This is a genomic window from uncultured Sphingomonas sp., from assembly GCF_964021865.1.
GTDB lineage: Bacteria > Pseudomonadota > Alphaproteobacteria > Sphingomonadales > Sphingomonadaceae > Sphingomonas.
On sequence record NZ_CAXIAM010000060.1, the window covers coordinates 1 to 18,958 of the forward strand.

The 18,958-nt window shown below is 65.5% G+C and carries 15 protein-coding genes and 1 pseudogene; 5 read left to right on the forward strand and 11 right to left on the reverse strand.

Features of this window, described 5'->3' with window-relative positions; genetic code table 11:
* Positions 1 to 5: 5 nt before the first annotated feature.
* The 5 genes from AADI75_RS13690 to AADI75_RS13710 form a co-directional block, all read right to left on the reverse strand.
* The gene (locus AADI75_RS13690) at positions 6 to 1,004 is read right to left on the reverse strand and encodes a tyrosine-type recombinase/integrase (RefSeq protein WP_341209572.1); all 999 of its coding nucleotides are present in this window, start codon (positions 1,002 to 1,004) and stop codon (positions 6 to 8) included.
* A gap of 151 nt (positions 1,005 to 1,155) precedes the next feature.
* Positions 1,156 to 2,406 carry a three-Cys-motif partner protein TcmP gene (locus AADI75_RS13695; RefSeq protein WP_198356651.1) on the reverse strand — a complete coding sequence of 417 codons (1,251 nt, stop codon included), beginning with the start codon at positions 2,404 to 2,406 and terminating at the stop codon, positions 1,156 to 1,158.
* Positions 2,407 to 2,430: 24 nt separating this feature from the next.
* A complete protein-coding gene (locus AADI75_RS13700; protein WP_026189148.1) occupies positions 2,431 to 3,213 on the reverse strand; it encodes a DUF5131 family protein in 783 nt (260 codons plus the stop codon).
* Positions 3,214 to 3,453: 240 nt separating this feature from the next.
* Entirely contained in the window at positions 3,454 to 3,846 is a 393-nt protein-coding gene (locus tag AADI75_RS13705; RefSeq protein WP_018251287.1) for a type II toxin-antitoxin system VapC family toxin, read from the reverse strand.
* A complete protein-coding gene (locus AADI75_RS13710) occupies positions 3,839 to 4,087 on the reverse strand; it encodes an AbrB/MazE/SpoVT family DNA-binding domain-containing protein (protein WP_018251286.1) in 249 nt (82 codons plus the stop codon). The genes AADI75_RS13705 and AADI75_RS13710 overlap by 8 nt, the downstream gene beginning before the upstream one ends.
* 231 nt (positions 4,088 to 4,318) lie before the next feature.
* Between AADI75_RS13710 and AADI75_RS13715 the strand changes: the two genes are divergently transcribed.
* A complete protein-coding gene (locus AADI75_RS13715; RefSeq protein ID WP_341209573.1) occupies positions 4,319 to 5,008 on the forward strand; it encodes a recombinase family protein in 690 nt (229 codons plus the stop codon).
* A 534-nt stretch (positions 5,009 to 5,542) separates the two neighbouring features.
* Here the strand turns inward: AADI75_RS13715 and AADI75_RS13720 are convergent.
* Positions 5,543 to 7,825: a glycoside hydrolase family 3 N-terminal domain-containing protein gene (locus AADI75_RS13720; protein WP_341209574.1), complete on the reverse strand. Its 2,283-nt coding sequence runs from the start codon at positions 7,823 to 7,825 to the stop codon at positions 5,543 to 5,545.
* Positions 7,826 to 8,018: 193 nt separating this feature from the next.
* On the opposite strand from AADI75_RS13720, the gene AADI75_RS13725 reads away from it, so the two are divergent.
* Both AADI75_RS13725 and AADI75_RS13730 read left to right on the forward strand, forming a co-directional pair.
* Positions 8,019 to 10,574, forward strand: coding sequence for a TonB-dependent receptor (locus AADI75_RS13725; protein ID WP_341209575.1), 2,556 nt, complete (start codon positions 8,019 to 8,021; stop codon positions 10,572 to 10,574).
* 74 nt (positions 10,575 to 10,648) lie between these two features.
* Positions 10,649 to 12,724: a hypothetical protein gene (locus AADI75_RS13730; RefSeq protein ID WP_341209576.1), complete on the forward strand. Its 2,076-nt coding sequence runs from the start codon at positions 10,649 to 10,651 to the stop codon at positions 12,722 to 12,724.
* Here AADI75_RS13730 and AADI75_RS13735 read toward each other — a convergent pair.
* Together AADI75_RS13735 and AADI75_RS13740 are read right to left on the reverse strand one after the other, a co-directional pair.
* Positions 12,699 to 13,373, reverse strand: coding sequence for a DUF6445 family protein (locus AADI75_RS13735; RefSeq protein ID WP_341209577.1), 675 nt, complete (start codon positions 13,371 to 13,373; stop codon positions 12,699 to 12,701). The genes AADI75_RS13730 and AADI75_RS13735 overlap by 26 nt on opposite strands.
* Positions 13,370 to 14,881 (reverse strand): tryptophan halogenase family protein, encoded by a 1,512-nt coding sequence (locus AADI75_RS13740; protein WP_341209578.1) that lies wholly within the window; start codon positions 14,879 to 14,881, stop codon positions 13,370 to 13,372. The genes AADI75_RS13735 and AADI75_RS13740 overlap by 4 nt, the downstream gene beginning before the upstream one ends.
* Before the next feature lie 569 nt (positions 14,882 to 15,450).
* On the opposite strand from AADI75_RS13740, the gene AADI75_RS13745 reads away from it, so the two are divergent.
* Positions 15,451 to 16,278 carry a PEPxxWA-CTERM sorting domain-containing protein gene (locus AADI75_RS13745; RefSeq protein WP_341209579.1) on the forward strand — a complete coding sequence of 276 codons (828 nt, stop codon included), beginning with the start codon at positions 15,451 to 15,453 and terminating at the stop codon, positions 16,276 to 16,278.
* A gap of 342 nt (positions 16,279 to 16,620) precedes the next feature.
* Here AADI75_RS13745 and AADI75_RS13750 read toward each other — a convergent pair whose 3' ends face one another.
* Positions 16,621 to 16,923: a nuclear transport factor 2 family protein gene (locus tag AADI75_RS13750; protein ID WP_341209580.1), complete on the reverse strand. Its 303-nt coding sequence runs from the start codon at positions 16,921 to 16,923 to the stop codon at positions 16,621 to 16,623.
* A gap of 525 nt (positions 16,924 to 17,448) precedes the next feature.
* On the opposite strand from AADI75_RS13750, the gene AADI75_RS13755 reads away from it, so the two are divergent.
* Positions 17,449 to 18,102, forward strand: a complete 654-nt coding sequence (locus tag AADI75_RS13755; protein WP_007406279.1) for a recombinase family protein — start codon at positions 17,449 to 17,451, stop codon at positions 18,100 to 18,102.
* A 147-nt stretch (positions 18,103 to 18,249) separates the two neighbouring features.
* Here AADI75_RS13755 and AADI75_RS13760 read toward each other — a convergent pair whose 3' ends face one another.
* Together AADI75_RS13760 and AADI75_RS13765 are read right to left on the reverse strand one after the other, a co-directional pair.
* A complete protein-coding gene (locus AADI75_RS13760; protein ID WP_007406258.1) occupies positions 18,250 to 18,732 on the reverse strand; it encodes a cytochrome c in 483 nt (160 codons plus the stop codon).
* Between the two features lie 14 nt (positions 18,733 to 18,746).
* A pseudogene (locus AADI75_RS13765) lies at positions 18,747 to 18,958 on the reverse strand (oxidase); the annotation flags it as partial.

Genomic DNA, 18,958 nt, shown 5'->3' on the forward strand with positions numbered 1-18,958 from the left:
ACAGATCAGCCAACAGCCCAAGCCGCATAAACTGCGGTCCTCACGCCACGCTTACGAGAAACCTCCTGCATCTTGAAAATAGTCGCGCCTCGGGCCGCGCTCTCCGTCAGGAAATTAGCGCGGAGCGAGTGACCGCCGAACTGTCGTTCGTCGAGCCCGGCCTTGCGGGCTGCCGCCTGGACCAGGCGCGCGACCGCCCGATCGCTCATTGGATCGTCTGTCATCGTATCTTGCCGGGTGAGGCGCCGAAACAGAGGACCGTCGCTGTGCCCAGCGGCTGCCATCCAGTCGAGGAGCCGCGCCTTGGGCCGCAGACGATTGCCCTCGGGCACAGCAACCTCGACACCTTCCTGCTCCTGATCGGTTTTCGAGCGCGCGATGGTGATCCGCAGGCCCTCGGCCACGATCGCGATGTCGTCGACGGTGAGCGCGACAAGCTCGGAGCGACGTAACGCAGCCGCCATCCCAATCGCGAGCACGGCGCGGTCGCGGACGGCGCGGAGCCCGTCGCCCGGAAACGCCGCGAGCATTGCCTCGAGAACATTGGCATCCGCGGCGGCCTTGCGCTTCTTCTTTGATCCCTTGGACGCCCGGATGCCCGCTAGCGTCTCGCGCAGCTTGCCGGCGCCGGGCTGGGCGGTGGGCGCGACGAAGTTGTCGGCGCGATGGAAGTGCCCGATTGCCGCCACCCGTCGCTCGATGGTCGCCGGCGACTTGCCGGCATCGGCTTCCGCCGCGACGAACCGACGCACCACCTCGGCCGTGGTAGGTAGCGCGCTTTCACCACGGGCCTCACACCAGGCGGTGAAGATGACCCAATCCGCCATGTACGCGCGCTGGGTGTTGTCGGCGCGTGCCGCACGCGCATAGGCATCGGCGCGCTCGGTCTCGAGGTCGACGATGCCGGGCAGCATCGGCGCTGGCCGCACAACGAGGTCGGCCGACGTCGCGACGACGAGCGAGTGCGAGGTCGGCAGCGGCTCGGGGTCGGTCGGGTCGTGCAAGGTCGGGGCCAGCCTCGGAAACAAGTTGCCGGTTTTCGGAAACTCCTTTCCCCTTTTTTGTAGGTTTTCTCAAAACAGTGGACGAAAGTTGTAGGGGTGGAGGCGCCTCGAAACGGTGGACATTGCCTGAAACAGTGGCTGATCCGGCGGCTTAGTTGCCGCCCGCGTTTAGAAACATGGGGAAGAAGCTCTTCTGACGTTTGAGCTTCAGCACGTCGCCGACGCCGATCGCATTCGCGCTACGCCGCTCGCCGCCGCCTGGCGTGATCACCTGAATATCAGGGTTCTCGATGATCGCTTGATGCACGTCGTCGGTATGCGCGGGCGTCGCATTGTAGATCCCCTCGTAGAAGTCTCCGACCTCGATGACATCGCCTGACTCCGAGATAAGGCGCGGGATATCGGCAAGCAGCTGGTTGCGGGCCCCCTCGCGCCCGGAAAGATCGAACAGGTACAGCGCACCGCCATCGTGGCTTGGATCGTAAGACAACATGTTGAGTCCAGACCGACCGAAATGCGCCTGCGTCGTACTATTCTGGTGCAGCACGTTGTTATAAACCTGACGTGCGCGATAGATGTTCGCGAAGTGGATCAGCCAGTAGCGCCAACCTCCCGGATTATTGATCGAGAAGGGACTCACAAAAGGCGCGCAGGTCCGAAAGGTCTCGAAGACGAGCCGCTCCGCAGCGCCGAGCCACAGGCTCTTACTCATCGCCCCTTCGAGCTGCTCGAGGTCGCTTGGCTCGATGCCAAACGGGCGGAGCTGGGTAGCGAGCTGCACCGGGTCCGACTTCTGCAGGAACGAGAGTAGCGCCTCGATCGCGAACGTATAGAAGATCTCGACCGATGGATTGGAGCGCATGACGTCGAGGATCGTGGTGCGCTCGACATGGCTGTGGCCGCATTGGTCGAGGTTGAAGATCAGGTTGCGGTAGCGGCCCTGCGCAAGAAGCTTCTTGATCGCGGGGTAAGCGTCTTCAAAGCTTTCGGTCAGATACTCGACCCGAAGATGAAGCCGAGGCACGTTGTCGGCGATCTCGGCCTGGAGCGGCGCGACGTTGCCGCGCAGGCTGTCGATCGCTGCCGGGCTCTGGTCGTTGAGCACCAGCAGACATTCCATTGACACGAGACCGAACCCCTGCGCCGCGCGCATTGTGTTGATCGTGTCGATCGCGCGCCGCAGTTCCTCGATGAAGATGAGCGGCGACCCAGGCGTTCCGCAGGCATAGCGACCGCCGCCCGCAAACCCGTCAACGATCGCGAGGCGAAATTGGGTCTGCTGTGGAAGCTGGCAGCGCACGCCCAGATAGTTCGCGAAGTACTCGCGGAGGATCTTGTGCTTGCGGCGGGAGTGGTCCTCGAGTGTCGCGCCACTTGCCCAGCTGTACGGTTTTTCGGCCATTCCAATCCTGCTGTTTCGAGCTCGTTAGAGCGCCGCGGTAAAGCCGGTCGGCATCTCATCCCACGTCCGACCGCGGTACTCGCGCCCGTTCGCCTTTTTGGAACGCCGCTTATTGTCCTTGCCCCAGGTGCCCCATTGCTTGAAGAAGAAGGCAGTGTCGTAGGCGAGGCATTGCTGGTGGAGTTCATCCACCCACGCCTCCCGAATGGGCCGCGCCGACCGACCGCTTTCGCCGCCCACGATCGCCCAATCGATTCCGGCGAGATCGATGGTGCCAACTGGCCCAATCAGCGGCTCGAATGAAATGAAGCGGATCGCAGCGGGCACCGCGCGGAGGTGGTCGACACGCGCTACCACCTCGGCGTCCTCAATGCTGGTGCCCAACCAGACATTCGGCAGAACGTCGCCAATAAGACGAGTGACGACTGCTGCCATGCGCTCGGGGCGTTTGGTGAGGATCTGATAGTGGTGGCGCGGCGTCTCGCGCATGACCTGCCATACCGCTTGAATGAACGCGTCGCTGACGCCCTCGTGAAACAGGTCGCTCATCGAGTTCACGAAGATTTTGCGGGGTTTTCTCCATCGGTGGGGGATCGTCAGCGCGGCCTGGTCCTCGCGCACCAAGCCCTGCCAGATGGTACGGCGACCACTACGCCGTGTAAGTCCTGCGTACTTGCCGACGCCCATCGCCTCGAGACGACGGGCCATCTCCATTGCGTAGCAATGGCTGCATCCGGCGCTCACGATCGAGCATCCGGCGACCGGGTTCCAGGTGGCATCCGTCCATTCGATTTCGGTGTCAGCCATGGCTCACCGGTCCTGCCCGCACTAAGCCTACTGTACCGTCAAAAGAACGGATAGGGAACACAGAAGTTCGATCAAGCGCCGCTGGGCGGGCCCTAACTACGTCAGTTTGCATCGTAAGCCCGCCGAAGGCCGCTATTGAGCAGACCGCTCGAGATTGAGCACTTACCCGCTGCCTTTCAGTCACATAGACCCTTTCTGCGCACCCATCGGTTCGCCGCACCCAAAAGCACGAATGCGCGACTACCGCGATCGCACATTGGTGATGGTGATGCCGGCATCCGCGCTCGCCAGAGGTCCGTCCGTCGTGAACATCTCAGCCTGCAGGTCGATTGCCAACGCAAGGCACGCCCGGTCGCCAAGCGATAGGCCAAGCGCCTTCGTTGCTGGCCGCAAGTCGCCTATAATAAGCGCCTGGGCGGGAGAGAGCGGCCGAACGTCGAGGTGGAGCCCGCCGAGCGCCTCACGCACCTCGTCGAGCGACAATCCCCGGTCCCGTAGCTTGGAGACGACCTCTGCGAGGTTGGCTGTTCCGATGATGCTGCGGGTCAGGACGTCGACTACCCGATCAGCCCCGGGTTCATCGTTCAGAAGGCAGAGCAGGGCGGAAGCGTCGAGTACGACTTTGCTACTCACGCTCCGCCTCACGCCGACGCTCCGCGATCAGCTCGTCAGCCAAGCCGACGCCTTCGGGCACATACTTGCGCAGGATCGCGCGAGCGCGCTCAAGTGCCTTAGGTACGGAACGTACCCGCAACTCGCCATCGTCCACATCGACGAGAACGGTGTCACCCGTGGTGATCCCGAGCTCACGGCGCATTGCCGCCGGGATCACGAGCTTACCACCGTCCACGATCTTGACCCTCTGTGCTTCCATCTGCACCGAACCCGCTGCTCAGACCTGTCCAACGGTCTTATACCGGAGAGCAAAGTCTGACGCCAGCGTGGAGGCAGGGATCGATACACGGCCGATCACCGAACGAGCGTTCATCGATGATGGAGCAGCTACTTAGACCCGGTCCGCTTAGCTAGGCTACGTAGGACCGGTAGTTGCTGTTCTGAGCCAACTGCTGCATGACTGGCTCACAAGGGTATATGCAGTTTGGCTATGACGAACGACGGCAATCCACATCTGATCCGTGCAGCGCGGGTCTACCTACGTGTCAGCACCGACGAGCAGGACCTGACACGGCAGGAGGCGATCGCCGCGGGCGCGCGCGCGGCGGGCTATTACGTCGCAGCGGTCTACCGCGAGAAGGCGTCTGGCGCGCGCCCCGACCGGCCGGAGCTGTTGCGCATGATAGCGGACCTGCAGCCGGGGGAGGTAGTGGTCGCGGAGAAGATCGACAGGATCAGCCGACTTCCGCTCACGGAGGCTGAGCTCCTTGTTGCGGCTATTCGCTCGCGAGGCGCGCGGCTCGCGGTGCCGGGGATCGTCGATCTGACGGACTTGGTCGCTGACAGCGCCGGGGTCGCGCGGATCGTGCTGGAGGCGGTCCAGGAAATGCTACTGCGCGTCGCGCTTCAGACCGCGCGAGACGATTATGAGACCCGGCGGGAGCGGCAGCGCGAAGGGATAGAGCTGGCAAAGCGGGCAGGGCGCTACACCGGTCGCAAACCAGATCTGGCTCATCACCGTCGCATCATCGGTCTGCGTGAGGCTGGCATGAGCATCGCCAAGACAGCCGAATTAGCGGGATGCAGTATCGCCCAAGTCAAGCGCATCACCGCGCTACACCGATCGAAGGCCGCTTCGACAGAGATGGCGACGATCAAGGATGCGGAAACGGCTGGTTGAGCTGCGGCGGTCTGGCTGTTGGGTGAATAAGTTGCTGGCTCAAAAGCAGCCCCTACGCTTTCTAGTTTTGGTGGAAAGCGGCACGTCCGCTTTTGGGTGAGCCGCGTAAATAAGCCGCCCTTCGTTCAGGTTCACGCAGCTGGCAGCTTTGCGCCCCAACCCCGGACATCCACCAGTTCCGCGTTTAGCCTCACCTGCCGTTCCAACGACGAGAGGGGGCGATGGTGAGGTTCAGGCAGACGAAGACGCTACAGAAGTTCGCTTCTGTCCACGCTAACGTCCACACCCACTTTAGCCTGGAACGCCACCTTACCGACTGCAAGACCTACAAGGAACGACGCTCCGTCGCACTGGCAGAGTGGCAGAGTGGCAGAGTGGCAGAGTGGCAGATCCTTTTCTTGCAAGCTAGGCTGTCGTCCTCAAAGACCGAAGAGCATCCTGTGGACAGCAGTTCGCGTTAGACTGACAGCACCCACGGAGGCGATGCTGTCAGGACTGCGCGGCTGCCTCGTGATCTGGCAGCACCGGGGTCCTTCACGGCGCGACGATCTTGAAGGCGCCGCGTAGCTCGGCCGCGTCGGCAGTGACCAACAGATCGAACCAGCCGGGCTCGATCTGCCAGCGGCCATCGACTGCTACAAGCGCCAGGTCTTCGGCGGCGATCGTCAGCGCGATCCGCGTGGATCGTTTCGACGCGAGCGTGACGCGGCGAAACGCCTTCATCTGCCGCACCGGGCGGGTGCGGCTGGCGACGCGATCGTGGATGTCGACGCGGACCAGCGCTTCGCCCGTTCGTACGCCGACGTTGGTCACCGTCACCTCGATCGCCACCGGCTGTCCTGCGGCGATGGCGGCCGGCGCGGTCAGATCGGCCAGGTCGAACGAGGTATAGCCCCGGCCGCTGCCGAACGGGAACAGCGCGCGATCGGGCGCGTCACGCCAGTGACTGCGTCCCGCGGCCATCGGGTCGTTGTCGGGCGCCGGACGGCCGGTGCTGCGCCGATCATAGGACCAGGGCTCCTGCCCGGTCGCGAAGGGGAAGCTAATCGGCAGGCGTCCGGTCGGTTCACGGTCACCGAACAGGATCGCGGCCACGGCGGGGCCGGTCTGCTCGCCCAGGAACCAGGTCGCCAGGATCGCCGGAGCATCGCGGACGGCCCCCTCCAGCGCCAGCGCCCGGCCGTGGCGCAGCAGGACGACGACCGGGGTGCCGGTCGCTGCGACCGCCTCGGCGAGCGCCTGCTGAGCCGCAGGCACGGTAATGGCGACGCGGCTGTTACCCTCACCGGACATGTCGCCCGACTCGCCGACCGCGAGCAGCACGACGTCCGCGGCGCGTGCGGCGGCCACGGCACGGTCGACACCGCCCGGCAGTGCCGCCTCAATGCCGCTGCCCGGCTCGACCGACAGTAGATCGGGCTCCTTCAGTGCGCCGCGGATGCCGGTGGCGAGGTCGATGCCGGCCATCGGATCGCCGGCAAAGGACCAGGGTCCGTTCAGATTGGCGCGGTCCGCCCCGAATGGGCCGATCAGCGCCAGTCGCTTGCCGCTGCGGGGCAGGGGCAGCAGCGACCCCGCGTTGCGCAGCAGGACGATGCTGCGGGTCGCGACCTCTCGCGCGGTCGTGCGGACGGCGGCGCTCGCCGTTTCGCGCCGTTCGGCGCGAGTGTCGAGCGAGCGATACGGATCGTCGAACACGCCCAGCGCTTCCTTCAGCGCGAGGACCCGACGCACCGCACGATCGACCGCCTCGATCGGCACGCGGCCGGCCGCAACCAGGGTGGGCAGGTGGCGATTGTAGAGCCCGCTCTGCATCGACACGTCGATGCCGGCGAGGATCGCGAGCCGCGCCGCATCGGCTTCGTCCGCGGCGATGCCATGGGCGATCAGCTCGCGGTCGGCGTCGTAATCCGACACGCAGACTCCGCGAAAGCCGAGTTCCCCGCGCAGCATGTCGGTCAGCAGCCAGCGATTGGCCGTGGCGGGCACGCCGTTGAAGTCGGTGAAGGAGGCGATCGTCGCGCCGGCACCGGCCGCGAAGGCGGCGGCGAACGGCGGCAGGAATGTCTCGCGCAGCTCCGCCTCGCTCATGTCGACCGCGGCATATTCCATGCCGCCGCGTACCGCCCCGTAACCGGCGAAATGCTTGGGGGTGGCGAGCAGGCTGTCGGCGCGGCGCAGGTCGCCGCCCTGGAACCCGCGGACGCGCGCGGCGGCGAGCAGGCGGTTGAGATACACGTCCTCGCCCGCGCCCTCGGCGACCCGCCCCCAGCGCTGGTCCCGCGCGACGTCGACGACGGGGGCGAAGGTCCAGTGCAGGCCGCCCGCACTCGCCTCACGCGCGACCGCCCGCGCCGCGCGTTCTGACAGATCGGGATCGAACGCCGCCGCCTCGGCCAGCGGGATCGGGAAGATCGTGCGTGCGCCATGGATCACGTCGGCCGCGAACACCAGCGGGATGGCGAGACGGCTCGCCAGCGCCGCCTGCTGCGCCCGGCGGGCTCCGGCGACGCCATAGCCGTTGAACAGCATCCCGACGTGCCCGGCGCGGATGTCGGTCAGCATCGCCTCTGCGCCGCGCGGGTCAATTACCGGATTGAACACCGCGCCGACCGGCCGGATTTCATCGTTGAAGCAGCTGAGCTGGCCCGCCTTTTCCGCGATGGTCATCCGTGCCAGCAGATCGTCGATTCGCGCCTGTGCCGCCTGGGAAGGCGCGGGCAACACGGCCATCGCGCCACCACCGATCGCGGCCAGCAGATCGCGGCGCCCCAGCGACGCATCGAACGGGAAGGGGCGAGCGTCGTCCGCCGACATCAATTACCTCCTGCCAATCCCATTCAGAATGACGGTGACGGTGCTGGAATAGCAAGCGTTGCGTTCTGGCCACAGCTGACGGGATTCGTGGACGGGCGCCTTCGGAAAGAATTTTCAGCGCGATTGAAATCGGTTACATCGTTTCGAAGCGTCGCGGCACCACAACGAACCGCGACCACTGAGGGGAATCATAATGTCCTATTCCGTCCGTGCCCGCGCTGCCCTTTTGGCGAGCGCCGCCGCACTCGTCGCCATGCCTGCGTTCGCGCAGACCGTCCCCGGCGACCAGCCGACCGCCAGCGCGCCGCCGGCGACTGCCGACTCCTCGGGCAACGGCAACGACGACCTGCAGGACATCGTCGTCACGGGCCAGACCACGCGCAACCGCCCGCTCATCACCGCGTCGGCCGACATCACCTATGCCGATCGCGCCGCGATCGACCGCAAGGCACCGCGCTCGACCGCGGACATGCTGGAGCTGGTGCCCGGCATCTTCGTCGAGGGAACGGCCGGCCAGATCTCGAACAACTATTCGGTGCGCGGCCTGCAGGGCGGCGGTCAGCGCTTCATCCAGCTGGAAGAGGATGGCATGCCGATCCTCTACGGTGGCGGCGGTGCCGATTTCTTCTTCGACCAGGACCTGACGATCGACCGGCTGGAAGCGGTGAAGGGCGGCTCGTCGGGCGTGCTGACCGTCAACGGTGCAGGCGCGACGATCAACTTCATCTCCAAGCGGCCCAATTTCAACGAGGCCGAGGGGATGGCGCGGGTAACCGCCTACAACTACGGCATGAAGCGCGGCGACTTCTATTACTCGCAGCCGATCACCGACAAGCTGGCGTTCAACGTCGGCGGCTATGTCCAGTCGAGCCCCGGCGTGCGTGACAACCCGTTCGACTATGCCGGCTGGCGCCTGAAGGGCATGCTTCAGTATCGGTTCGACGATGGCGGCTCGATCACGCTGTCGGCCAAAGGCGGCAACATGGAGAACGCCTATTACGCGGACCAGCCATACCGCTTCACCGACGGCAAACCTCGCAGCATTCCCAGCCTGGACACCCAGTTCGGCAATGTCGGCGGCGACGCCTTTGCCAATATCGCCGTGCCGGTATCGACCAACGCGCATTCCAGCGGCTTTCGCGAGTTCCGTTACCGCGACGGCGTGAGGGCAAAGACCGCGCAGATCCGGCTGGACATCGACAAGCCCGTGACCGACGATTTCAGCCTGTTCGCCAAGGCGCGCTATCTGAAATATTCGTATGACTTCAATGGCCTGTTCCCCGGGTCCGGCACCGGCAATGCCGGCCTGACCAGCGCCGTCAACTATCTGACGCCAAACCCTGCAGTGTCGCCGATCATCGACCTGCTGCGGGCGGGCTTCGCCACATATCCCGCGACGGCGCGGTTCGGGATCAAGAACCTGCGTACCGGCGTGGTGCTCGGCTCGAACCAGACCGACGCGCTGAACGCCCTGAACGGCAACGGCTTCCTCCAGCGGACGACGCTGAACCACGACTATATCGACGGTCGTGATTTCGGCCTGAACGCCGGTGGCCGTTGGGAGTTCGACACCGGCAGCATCAAGAATTCGCTGACCGCGGGCGTCATGTACTACAAGGTCACGCGCAAGCAGGACCAGTCGGCAACTGCCAGCGTCGTCAACGACGTGCGTACCAACAGCGACATCTATGACGTGGTCGCGCTCGACGCGAACAACAACGTCATCGGTACGCTGTCCGACAACGGCCTGGTCTCCTATGGTGACTGGGGCGCAGGCATCCGCGAGCGTCGGGACTCGACCGTGTCGCTCTACGCCAATGACGAGGTCGCGTTCGGCGACCTGCGCATCGACGGCGGCATCCGTTGGGAAAGCGACCGGGCGACCGCGCTGGATGGTAACCAGGCGGCGACCAACCAGGCGGTGCCCGCTGGCACCGTCGGCGTGGTCCGCACGGTCGGCGCGACCTTCGACGGCACCTTCGCCACCCGCCGGGCGACGCGGCAGAAGGCGGCGTGGACGGTCGGCGCCAACTACCTCATCACGCCCAGCTTCGCGGTCTATGCCCGCTATGCCGACGGCTTCCAGACCAACAACGTCGATGCGATCACCACGATCAAGCTCTACGAAGCGGGCGTCCGGTATCAACATGGCCGCCTGTTCTCGGGCTCGGCGACCGTCTTCCGTACCGAGTTCGACAACCAGAACTACAACTTCTCCAATCCGTCCAATCCTTCGCAGCAGGTCAATCTGAACGCCGACCTGCGCACCAAGGGTATCGAGCTGGATTTCCAGGTGCGGCCGATCGACTGGTTCTCGGTCGATTTTCAGGGGGTGTTCCAGCAGCCTAAGCTGTTGAACCTGCAGCTCGACGGAGTCGATCAGGGATCGGGTTACGAAGGCAACCGGCCCGAGCGGACACCCGCCAAGCTGTTCACCATCACCCCCGCGGTGAAGCTGCCGGGCGGGATGGGCGAGGTGTACGGCCGATACAAATATGTCGGTCGCATCTTTGCCGACAACGGTAACGGCGTCGCGCTGCCCAGCTATGGCGTGACCAGCCTGGGCGTGACCCTGCACCTGAGCGAGCGACTGGACGCCAATTTCAACGTCGACAACCTGTTCGACGTGGTCGGCCTGACCGAGGGCAATCCCCGCCAGGGCCAGACCCAGGCGATCACCGACGGCTATTTCTACGCCCGCGGTATCGTCGGCACGACCTATGGCGGATCGATCACGCTCCGCTTCTGACCGGGACGCGGTTGACTTGGCGGGGCGCGGCGGCTCGATGGCTGCCGCGCCCCTTTTGCTGCGAGGAGAGGATGATGGCCCGGTACGCACGGATGATCGGCGCGGGGGCGCTGCTGCTCGCCACAGGTGGCGCGGGGCTGGCGCAGCGCAGTGCAGGCAAACCGCCCGAACTCGCCTATCGGCTGGTCGAGGGACAGAATCTCAACGCGTTCGTCCGTGACGGCCAGGTTGCCGCGCACCTGTTGCTGCGCAACGGCAGCGATCCGCGCATCCTGGTTGCATTCCCGGCGGGCAATAGCGGTGTCGGCCTCTGGTTCGCACCGCTGGCACGACCCACGACGTGGCGGCTGGAACAGGCCCCTCGGCCGACGACGCTCGCCGATGCGAAGGGGCGCCCGCTCTATGGCCTGGCGACGACGGCCTCGCTCGACGCGCCGCGGCTGGAGATCCGGCAGGCGGTGCTGTCCAACGTGCGCTTCCTGCGCGACTATCAATCGGTCGGCCGGTTCCCGCCAGACGTCGCGGCGCCGATGCGCTTAGAGGGGCGGACGATCGTGTTCGCCCGCGACCGGATCGACGGGGCACCCGGCTATCGGCTGGCGGTGGAGGTGCTGAACGGCCGGATCGATGGCCAGGCGATCGTCGCCGGCGCCGACGGGCGCATCCGCCTGCGCATCGTCGCGGCGAGTGGCGAGGCGCCGCTGACCGGGCTGACCCGGGCCGAATTGCTGAACGACCGCGCTGCCGACGATGCGGGGGCGCGCAACGCGCTGCGTTTCCTCAGCTATCGTGAGAAATTCTTGGCCGGGTCGTGGCGGTTCGACACCTATTTCGGACGCGACACGCTGATGGCGGTGCGGCTGCTGATGCCTGTATTGCGCGGCCCGGCGGTCGAAGCCGGACTTGGCGCGGTTCTGGCCCGCCTGAACGAGGCGGGAGAGGTCGCGCACGAGGAGGGGATCGGCGAGTTCGCGCTGATCGACCGTCGTCAGCACGATCAGCCGGGCGGTACTGCCGCGACGCTGGATTACGGCATGGTCGACGACGACTATATGCTGGCACCGGTTGCGGCGACCTATCTGCTCGACCATGCGGCGCCGGCCGCGGCACGCGCCTTCCTTGCCCGGCCGGTCGCCAGTGAGGGTCGGCCGGGCCAGCGCGAAGTGGCGGGTGCGCTGCTGGTCCGCAACCTTCGCTTCGTGCTCGGCCAAGCCGGTCCCTTTGCGGCGGCTCCGGGGTGGCAGCGGCTGATCGCAATCAAGCCCGGCCGGCTGACCGGCGAGTGGCGCGACAGCGAGGAGGGGCTGGGGCGCGGGCGCTACGCGTACGACGTCAACGCGGCGCTGGTGCCGGCCGCGCTCGACGCCGTCGTCCGGCTGCGCCGGGCGGGGCTGCTCGATGCGTATCTGGGCGCCGCCGACCGCGCCGCGCTGGACCGCGCGAGGTCGGCGGCACGGGTCTGGCGGACGCGCGCACCCAATTTGTTCAAGGTCACGGTTTCCGCAGCCGCGGCGGCACCGCGGATCAGCGCCTATGCCGCGACACTCGGCGTCCCTGCGGCCCCCGCGATCGCCGCGCTGGACGATCGCCCGCTGGTCTATCACGCGCTGTCGCTGGACGATCAGGGTCGGCCCGTGCCGATCCTCAACTCGGACGAGGGCTTTGCGCTACTGTTCGACGATCCCGCGCCCGCAGACCTGGCGACCTATGTCGAGGCGCTGATGCGACCATTTCCGGCCGGATTGATGACCGATGTCGGGCTGCTGGTCGCCAATCCCGCACTCGCCACGCCCGAGGTGCAGGCACGCTTCACCCCGGCGGCCTATCACGGCGCGGTGGTCTGGTCGTGGCAGCAGGCCTTGTTCGCGGCTGGACTGGAGCGGCAGCTGCGCCGAACCGACCTGCCACCCGCCACCCGCCAGGTGCTGGTCAAGGCACAGGCGGTGCTGTGGCGCGCGATCGAAGCGACACGGGCGACGCGCAGCTCCGAACTCTGGTCCTGGGCGTTCGAGAAAGGCCGCTACCGGGTCGTGCCGTTCGGCGCCGGCAAGCAGGACGTCGACGAGTCGAACGCCGCCCAGCTGTGGAGCACCGTCTACCTCGCGGTGCAGCCGCCCGCTGCGGTCACGCGGTCGCCAGAAAAGCGGTGACGGTCAGCCGCCCGGTCGCGGGATCGGGCGAGAGCGGCGCACCGGCGGCGATCGCGCCGCTGTGGAGCAGGGCGCTGCGATAGATCACGGCCCGGTTATAACGTGCCTCGACCGTGGCGACCCGTTCGAACAGCGGAGTCGAGCGGTCAATATAGGCGGGCGGAGGCGGGCCGTGCTCGACCAGTTCCGCGTTGAGCCGCGCGTAATAATCTGGCGCACGACCGGCATCGACGCGCTCGAACCCGGTGGTGCGGTGTCGGAAGAAGGCGGTACCGTCTCCCCCCTCGGGCGACAGATAATGAACCAGCGCGATCCGCCCCGCCTCGGTCGCGTCGACGTGCGGCAAGCGTTGGGTGGATTCCAGCTGCGCAGGCGGCGTGGTCACGATCGCGTAGCTGGCGTCGAGCAGGTCGATCCGCGCCGCGCCGAACACCTCGCGCAGCACCGCCATCAGCGGCACACGGACCTGCCGGAAATAATCGTCGGGCAGCGGTGCGCGAATGCCGGGATAATGGTTGCGCCCGGCGGTGAAGGAAAGGGAGGCGGCATGGCCGCGCAGCGCGTCGGGATCGGGATGGAAGCCGTCCACGATCGCGATCGGTTGCTGTTCGGTGCCGATCCGGCGTGCGATCACCGTGGGTCCGATCACGTGCCTTGCCCCATCGCCGTGGCGAGCGCCGCGTCATGCCCCGGCAGCGTCGGCGCCGCACGCGCGATCAGTGCGGCGATCTGATCGACCTGTGCGCGGTTGGTGGCGGGGTCGAGGGCATCGGCGAGCGGGTTGTAATCCGCCGCGGCGATGCCCTGACCGTTCAGGACCGCGTGCCAACTCGCCTCGCGAAACAACTCCTCGGCGCCCAGCATCAGCCGCCCCGAGCGGCGGTAGAGCTCTTCGCGGGCGACGAGGGTGTCGGGCAGCGGCATCGCGCGCACCTCGGCCCAGAGCGGATCGTCCCGCCCCGTCGTCGCGTGATAGTGGAGGATCAGGAAATCCTTGATATTGTCCATGTCGGCCGCGAGCAGCGCGTTATACCGTTCGGCGAGGGTCGGATCCATGTCGCGGTTCGGGAACAGGGTCAGCAGCTTGGCGATGCCGCTCTGGATGAGGTGGATGCTGGTCGATTCCAGCGGCTCCAGGAACCCCGACGCCAGGCCGATCGCGACGACGTTGCCAATCCACGCCCGGCGCCGTGCGCCGGCGGTGAAGCGCAGCATGCGCGGCTCGCCCAGCGGTTCGCCGTCGAGATGGGCAAGCAACGTCGCCGCCGCCTCGTCGTCGCTGGCGAAGCGGCTGCAATAGACATAGCCGTTGCCGGTGCGGTGCTGCAGCGGGATACGCCACTGCCAGCCCGCCGCACGCGCGGTGGAGCGGGTATAGGGCGTGGTCTCTGCCACCCGCGCGCAGGGCACGGCGACCGCGCGGTCGCAGGGCAGCCAGTGCGACCAATCGTCGAACCCCGCCGCCATCGCGTCCTCGATCAGCAGCGAGCGGAACCCGGAACAGTCGACGAACAGGTCCGCCGCGATCCGTTCGCCGCGCTCGGTGGTCAGCGCGGCGACATGGCCGGTTACGGGATCGCGCGCGACCTGGCCGAGCTTGCCCTCGACCCGCCGCACGCCCGCTTCCTCGGCGATCCCGCGCAGGTGGCGGGCATAAAGTGCGGCGTCGAAATGATAAGCATAGCCGAGCGTCGACAGGATCGATCGGCTGTCCGCGACCGGCTTGGCGAACCGGTTGCCGCTCGCCGCCGCGGCCGCCAGCGAGAGAGCCGAAAGCGGCATCTCGGCACCGTCGGCGCGCGCCTTCAGCCAACGCTGGTGGAATGCCACGCCGGGCAACCTCGCGCCGTATTCGCCGAACGGATGGAAGTAGCGGTGGCCAGGGCGAGTCCAGTCGACGAACTCGATCCCCAGCTTGAACGTCGCCTTGGTGGCGCGCAGGAACGCGGCCTCGTCCAGCCCGATAAGTTCGTTGAACCAATGGATCGTCGGAATGGTCGCCTCGCCGACGCCGACCGTGCCGATCTCCTCCGATTCGAGCAGGGTGATCGCGAGACCGGCGCCGAAGGTCCGTGCCAGCGCGGTGGCGGTCATCCACCCCGCGGTGCCGCCACCCAGGATCGCCACGGATCGGATGCGCTGTCGATCTGCCGCCATGTGTCGGTCGCTATCGCGGAACGGGCTGCGCGGCCACTGCTTTCCCATGGGGTGGCTGCTGAGTTGCCCGTCCGGCTCCGTCAAACCAACGTGGCAGGCGGGCTAGAGGGCTGATGACGAGGACGAATGACCCATCACCGATGGTCTGCGCAGCTGCCGTGCCGCGATGAACGAGCAGGGCTGCCGTGATCGCCAGGAGATCGGTTGCTGGCCAACAACCGGGTAGAGAACAGTCACCTGCCGTTCCGACGACGAGAGCGGCGATGCTCAGGTTCCGGCAGATGAAGACGCTCCAGAAGTCGCCTGCGTCCACAACCATCAAACCTAGAACGCCATCTCACCGACTGACAAACCTACAAGGAAGAACGCGTTCCGTCTCATGGTGGAGGCGCGGCTTGCCCGCTTTGATGTGAAAGTTGGGCCGCTCTGAGACAGACAGCGTCTCCCACAACGAGACATTGGACGGATTGCCTCTTTTCCTTGGACGGATGGCCTGTGGACGCGTTTCACCCGCTGCGATATCGATCGGTCATAAACCGGCTAGCGCTGGATCGGGGGAGACTATCAGCATGAAGATCGTGGGACTGGCCGTGCGCCGTGCGCTGCTCGTCGGCGTTGTAGCGATCGGGGCCACACACGCTGAGGGCCAGACTGCCAATCTCGTCAAGAACGGCAACTTCGAGGATCTGACGAACGGCTTTGGACAGGTCGTCATCAATGGCAACGGGTCTCAGCTAACGACTGGCACTAACGTGACGTCGGCGACGAGCTGGTATGCGCCGCGGATCAACGGAAATGGCTATCCTGGATTGTTCTTCACCGACAACGGCGTCAGTCGCGGTTACAACTATGCTTACGACACGACTAACAGATATCTTTTCGGCACGACGTCTTGGGACGGCACGAGCAGCCAAGGCGGCAGTTATCTGGTGATGGCCGCCGCCGACTACGTTACCTCGGTCGGCACATTGTCGCAGAAGATCGACGGGCTCACCGTTGGCCAGTCCTACGATCTCAGCTTCTCGTGGGCGGCGGCGGAGAGCAAGTCGCTCTACGGATCGAATGAAGCCGCGTACCGCGCCTCGATATCGGCGATGATCGATGGCCAGACCTACGCGACGCCGACGGCCAACGTCGCCGCAGCCGGGTTCGGCGGCTGGACGACCGCCGTCTACAGCTTCACCTATCGGGGTGGCTCCGACGTCCTGAGCTTCCAGGCGGCGGGTTCACCTGCCTATGCGCAGCCAATGGTCCTGCTCGACGGCGTGAGCCTGGCGCTCACGCCGTCCGTTCCCGAGCCTGCGACATGGGCGATGATGTTGATAGGCTTCAGCATGGTTGCAGGTGTGGCGCGTTATCGTCGCCGGTGCGGAATGAAGATCACCTACACCTCCTAACTTCCACAGTTAGGCGCAAGGAAGCCGCTGGCCGCGAGGCTGGCGGCTTCTTATTTTTTAGGATCGCTGAAAGCAGTACAGCACACCCGTAATGAAGTCAGGCATGTCGCTCTGCCGAGGTCTGGCTCGCATCTTCGCTGGCTACAATGATCACGGAGAATACGTGGCCTTCCAACGCTACGCAGCAACACGAGGAAACGGATGCTGTCGTCGTTGAGATCCTCGCCGAGCAACATCTCGTGCCAAGCGACGTCTTCACGTCCGCTGTTATCATCCGTCGAATGTCCGGTTGTGTGTCCATTCATTTCGTCGGATGACGTTCGCGTGCCGGGCGAGCCACCGCTAGGCGTGTCCCTCGCGGACATAGATGTTGGTGTATCGGCGCCTGAGTGGAACGGCGCCGTAGGTCCGTCCCAATTCGCTCTGAGCCGTCGGCGTGAAAACCTCGTTGCCCATGATCACCCCCGTGTCGCCGCTCACGGTGACGCTCTCTACCGTGCGCTCGAAGTCCTCGGCTCCAATTTGCCCGCTTCGCATCATGGCGATGAACTGGTCTCGGGTGAGGATACGGCCGGTTGGAGCGTTGATCGTAAGCGCCGGCGACGATAGCGCGGCCAAGCCGTCCGCGTCGGCCTTAGCGACCAAAATCTTGCTGCTGAAGGTCTAGCGTCGCCAACGCCGCTTCGCGGCTGTCATGCTCGTTCTGCTTCGCAGCTAACGAGGATGTCAGGATCGACGCGAGGACGAGCGCAACGACAAGCGGACTGCGGCGCATAACACCTCCCTACCACTCACCCTTATTTGCACCCGGAAGCCCCTTGGTGGCAAATTACTCCTCAGCGCAATCCGGATCTTTGAACCGGAGGCGCCGACGCAAGGCTCCGATGAACAAGTGACCGAAGTTGGCGACCGCGCTTCATCCGCCGAATGGCTGCAAGTGGGTCTTTTCCGCAGATGGATCTATAAATATGGACTGGCGGGCACCCGCCTTACCCCGAAAACATTGCGATCAATCCTGAATAACAATCTCCGTCGTTCATGATGAGCAGCGCCGTAGTCCTTATTTGTTCCTGGCTCGGACAAGCTCGTATGTCTCCAATTGGCCGCTAGCTCATCTGGGTATACCCAAGAAGGCCGGGCTGAAGTGACGAGCAAATGGCAGGCATCGAGATGAAGGCGGCGCGGGTTTACCTGCGTGTGAGCACGGACGAGCAGGACCTGACACGTCAGGAGAGCATCGTGGCGGGCGCGCGGGCGGCAGGCTTCTACATTGCGGCGGTCTACCGGGAAAAGGCATCAGGCGCGCGGCCCGACCGATCCGAGCTGCTGCGCATGGTGGCGGACCTGCAGCCGGGCGAGGTGGTGGTGGCCGAGAAGATCGACCGCATCAGCCGCCTGCCTCTGCCGGAGGCAGAGCTTCTGGTGGAGACGATCCGGGGCAGAGGGGCGCAGTTGGCGGTGCCGGGCATCGTGGACCTGTCTGACTTAGTAGCCGACAGCGCCGGCGTGGCGCGAATCGTGCTCGAGGCGGTGCAGGACATGCTGTTGCGCGTCGCGCTGCAGACGGCTCGGGATGACTATGAGACCCGGCGCGAGCGGCAGCGCGAGGGCATCGAAGTTGCGAAGAGGGCGGGGCGTTACACCGGCCGCAAGCCGGATCTCGCCCACCATCGACGCATCGTAGGTCTGCGCGAGGCGGGCATGAGCATCGCGAAAACCGCGGAGCTTGCCGGATGCAGCATCGCGCAGGTCAAGCGGGTGACGGCCCTGGACAGAGCGAAAGGTGCCGGAACGACTTCTGCACCTGCTGCTGATCCCAAGTGATTCAGTTCGGCGTCTGACGCGCTTCGATGCAGGGTTATGACACCTATAAACCCGCGGAAAAGCGAAGGCGGGGGGCAGTGTCACAACCGGACGGCTCCGACACCGTCCCGATTGGGATGGTATTTCGGGATTATGGAAGTAGATCGGTTAGCCGGTTCCACCTGAGACATCAGGAGCCACTTTGGGGTCCGGGTCCTGCGCCTTGCCGGTCGCGGGTGCCACCTTCTGGCTCGGCATAGCGGTGAGATAAGCAACGATCGCATCGACGTCCTTCTCGGCCACTGGCGCCTTATACACCTCACGCATCTTGGTGACGGTCGCCTTCCACTGATCCGCCGATAGCGCAGGCTGGGTCAGCGCCATGCTGGCTGAGTGGCACGAGGTGCAATTGGCATTGATGACGTCGGCGTGCGGACCGTCGGGGTAGGTCGCGTCGTCGGCCGGCAGGTCGACGCTGGTCGAGGCAAGCGAGAAGCCGCGCGCTGACACGCTGGCGGCCGGTGCCGGCTCAGACATCTCGGAGATCGGAACGGGCGCCTTGCGGCTGCTCGGCGCGCCGATCGAGACGAGGATGATGCCGGTCAGGCCGATCAGGCCAGCAGCCATCATGCCGGGAGACGGAGTCTTCATGATTTGCTCGCTCCTCAGGCCGCGATGATGGTGGTGGTTTCAATGTTGCCGCGCATGAACCCGCCGGGATTCCAGATCGGCTTCATCGGCTGAGCGACACCGTTGGTGTTCCAGCAGCGCACCATGATGGGGTTAGGCCCGCGTCTCAGCGGCACCCGCCCGTCCCAGCGCCGGAAGCTGTACCTGCCCTCGTCCGCTCCGAGCGTCGTCCTGTACCAGGTGCGGC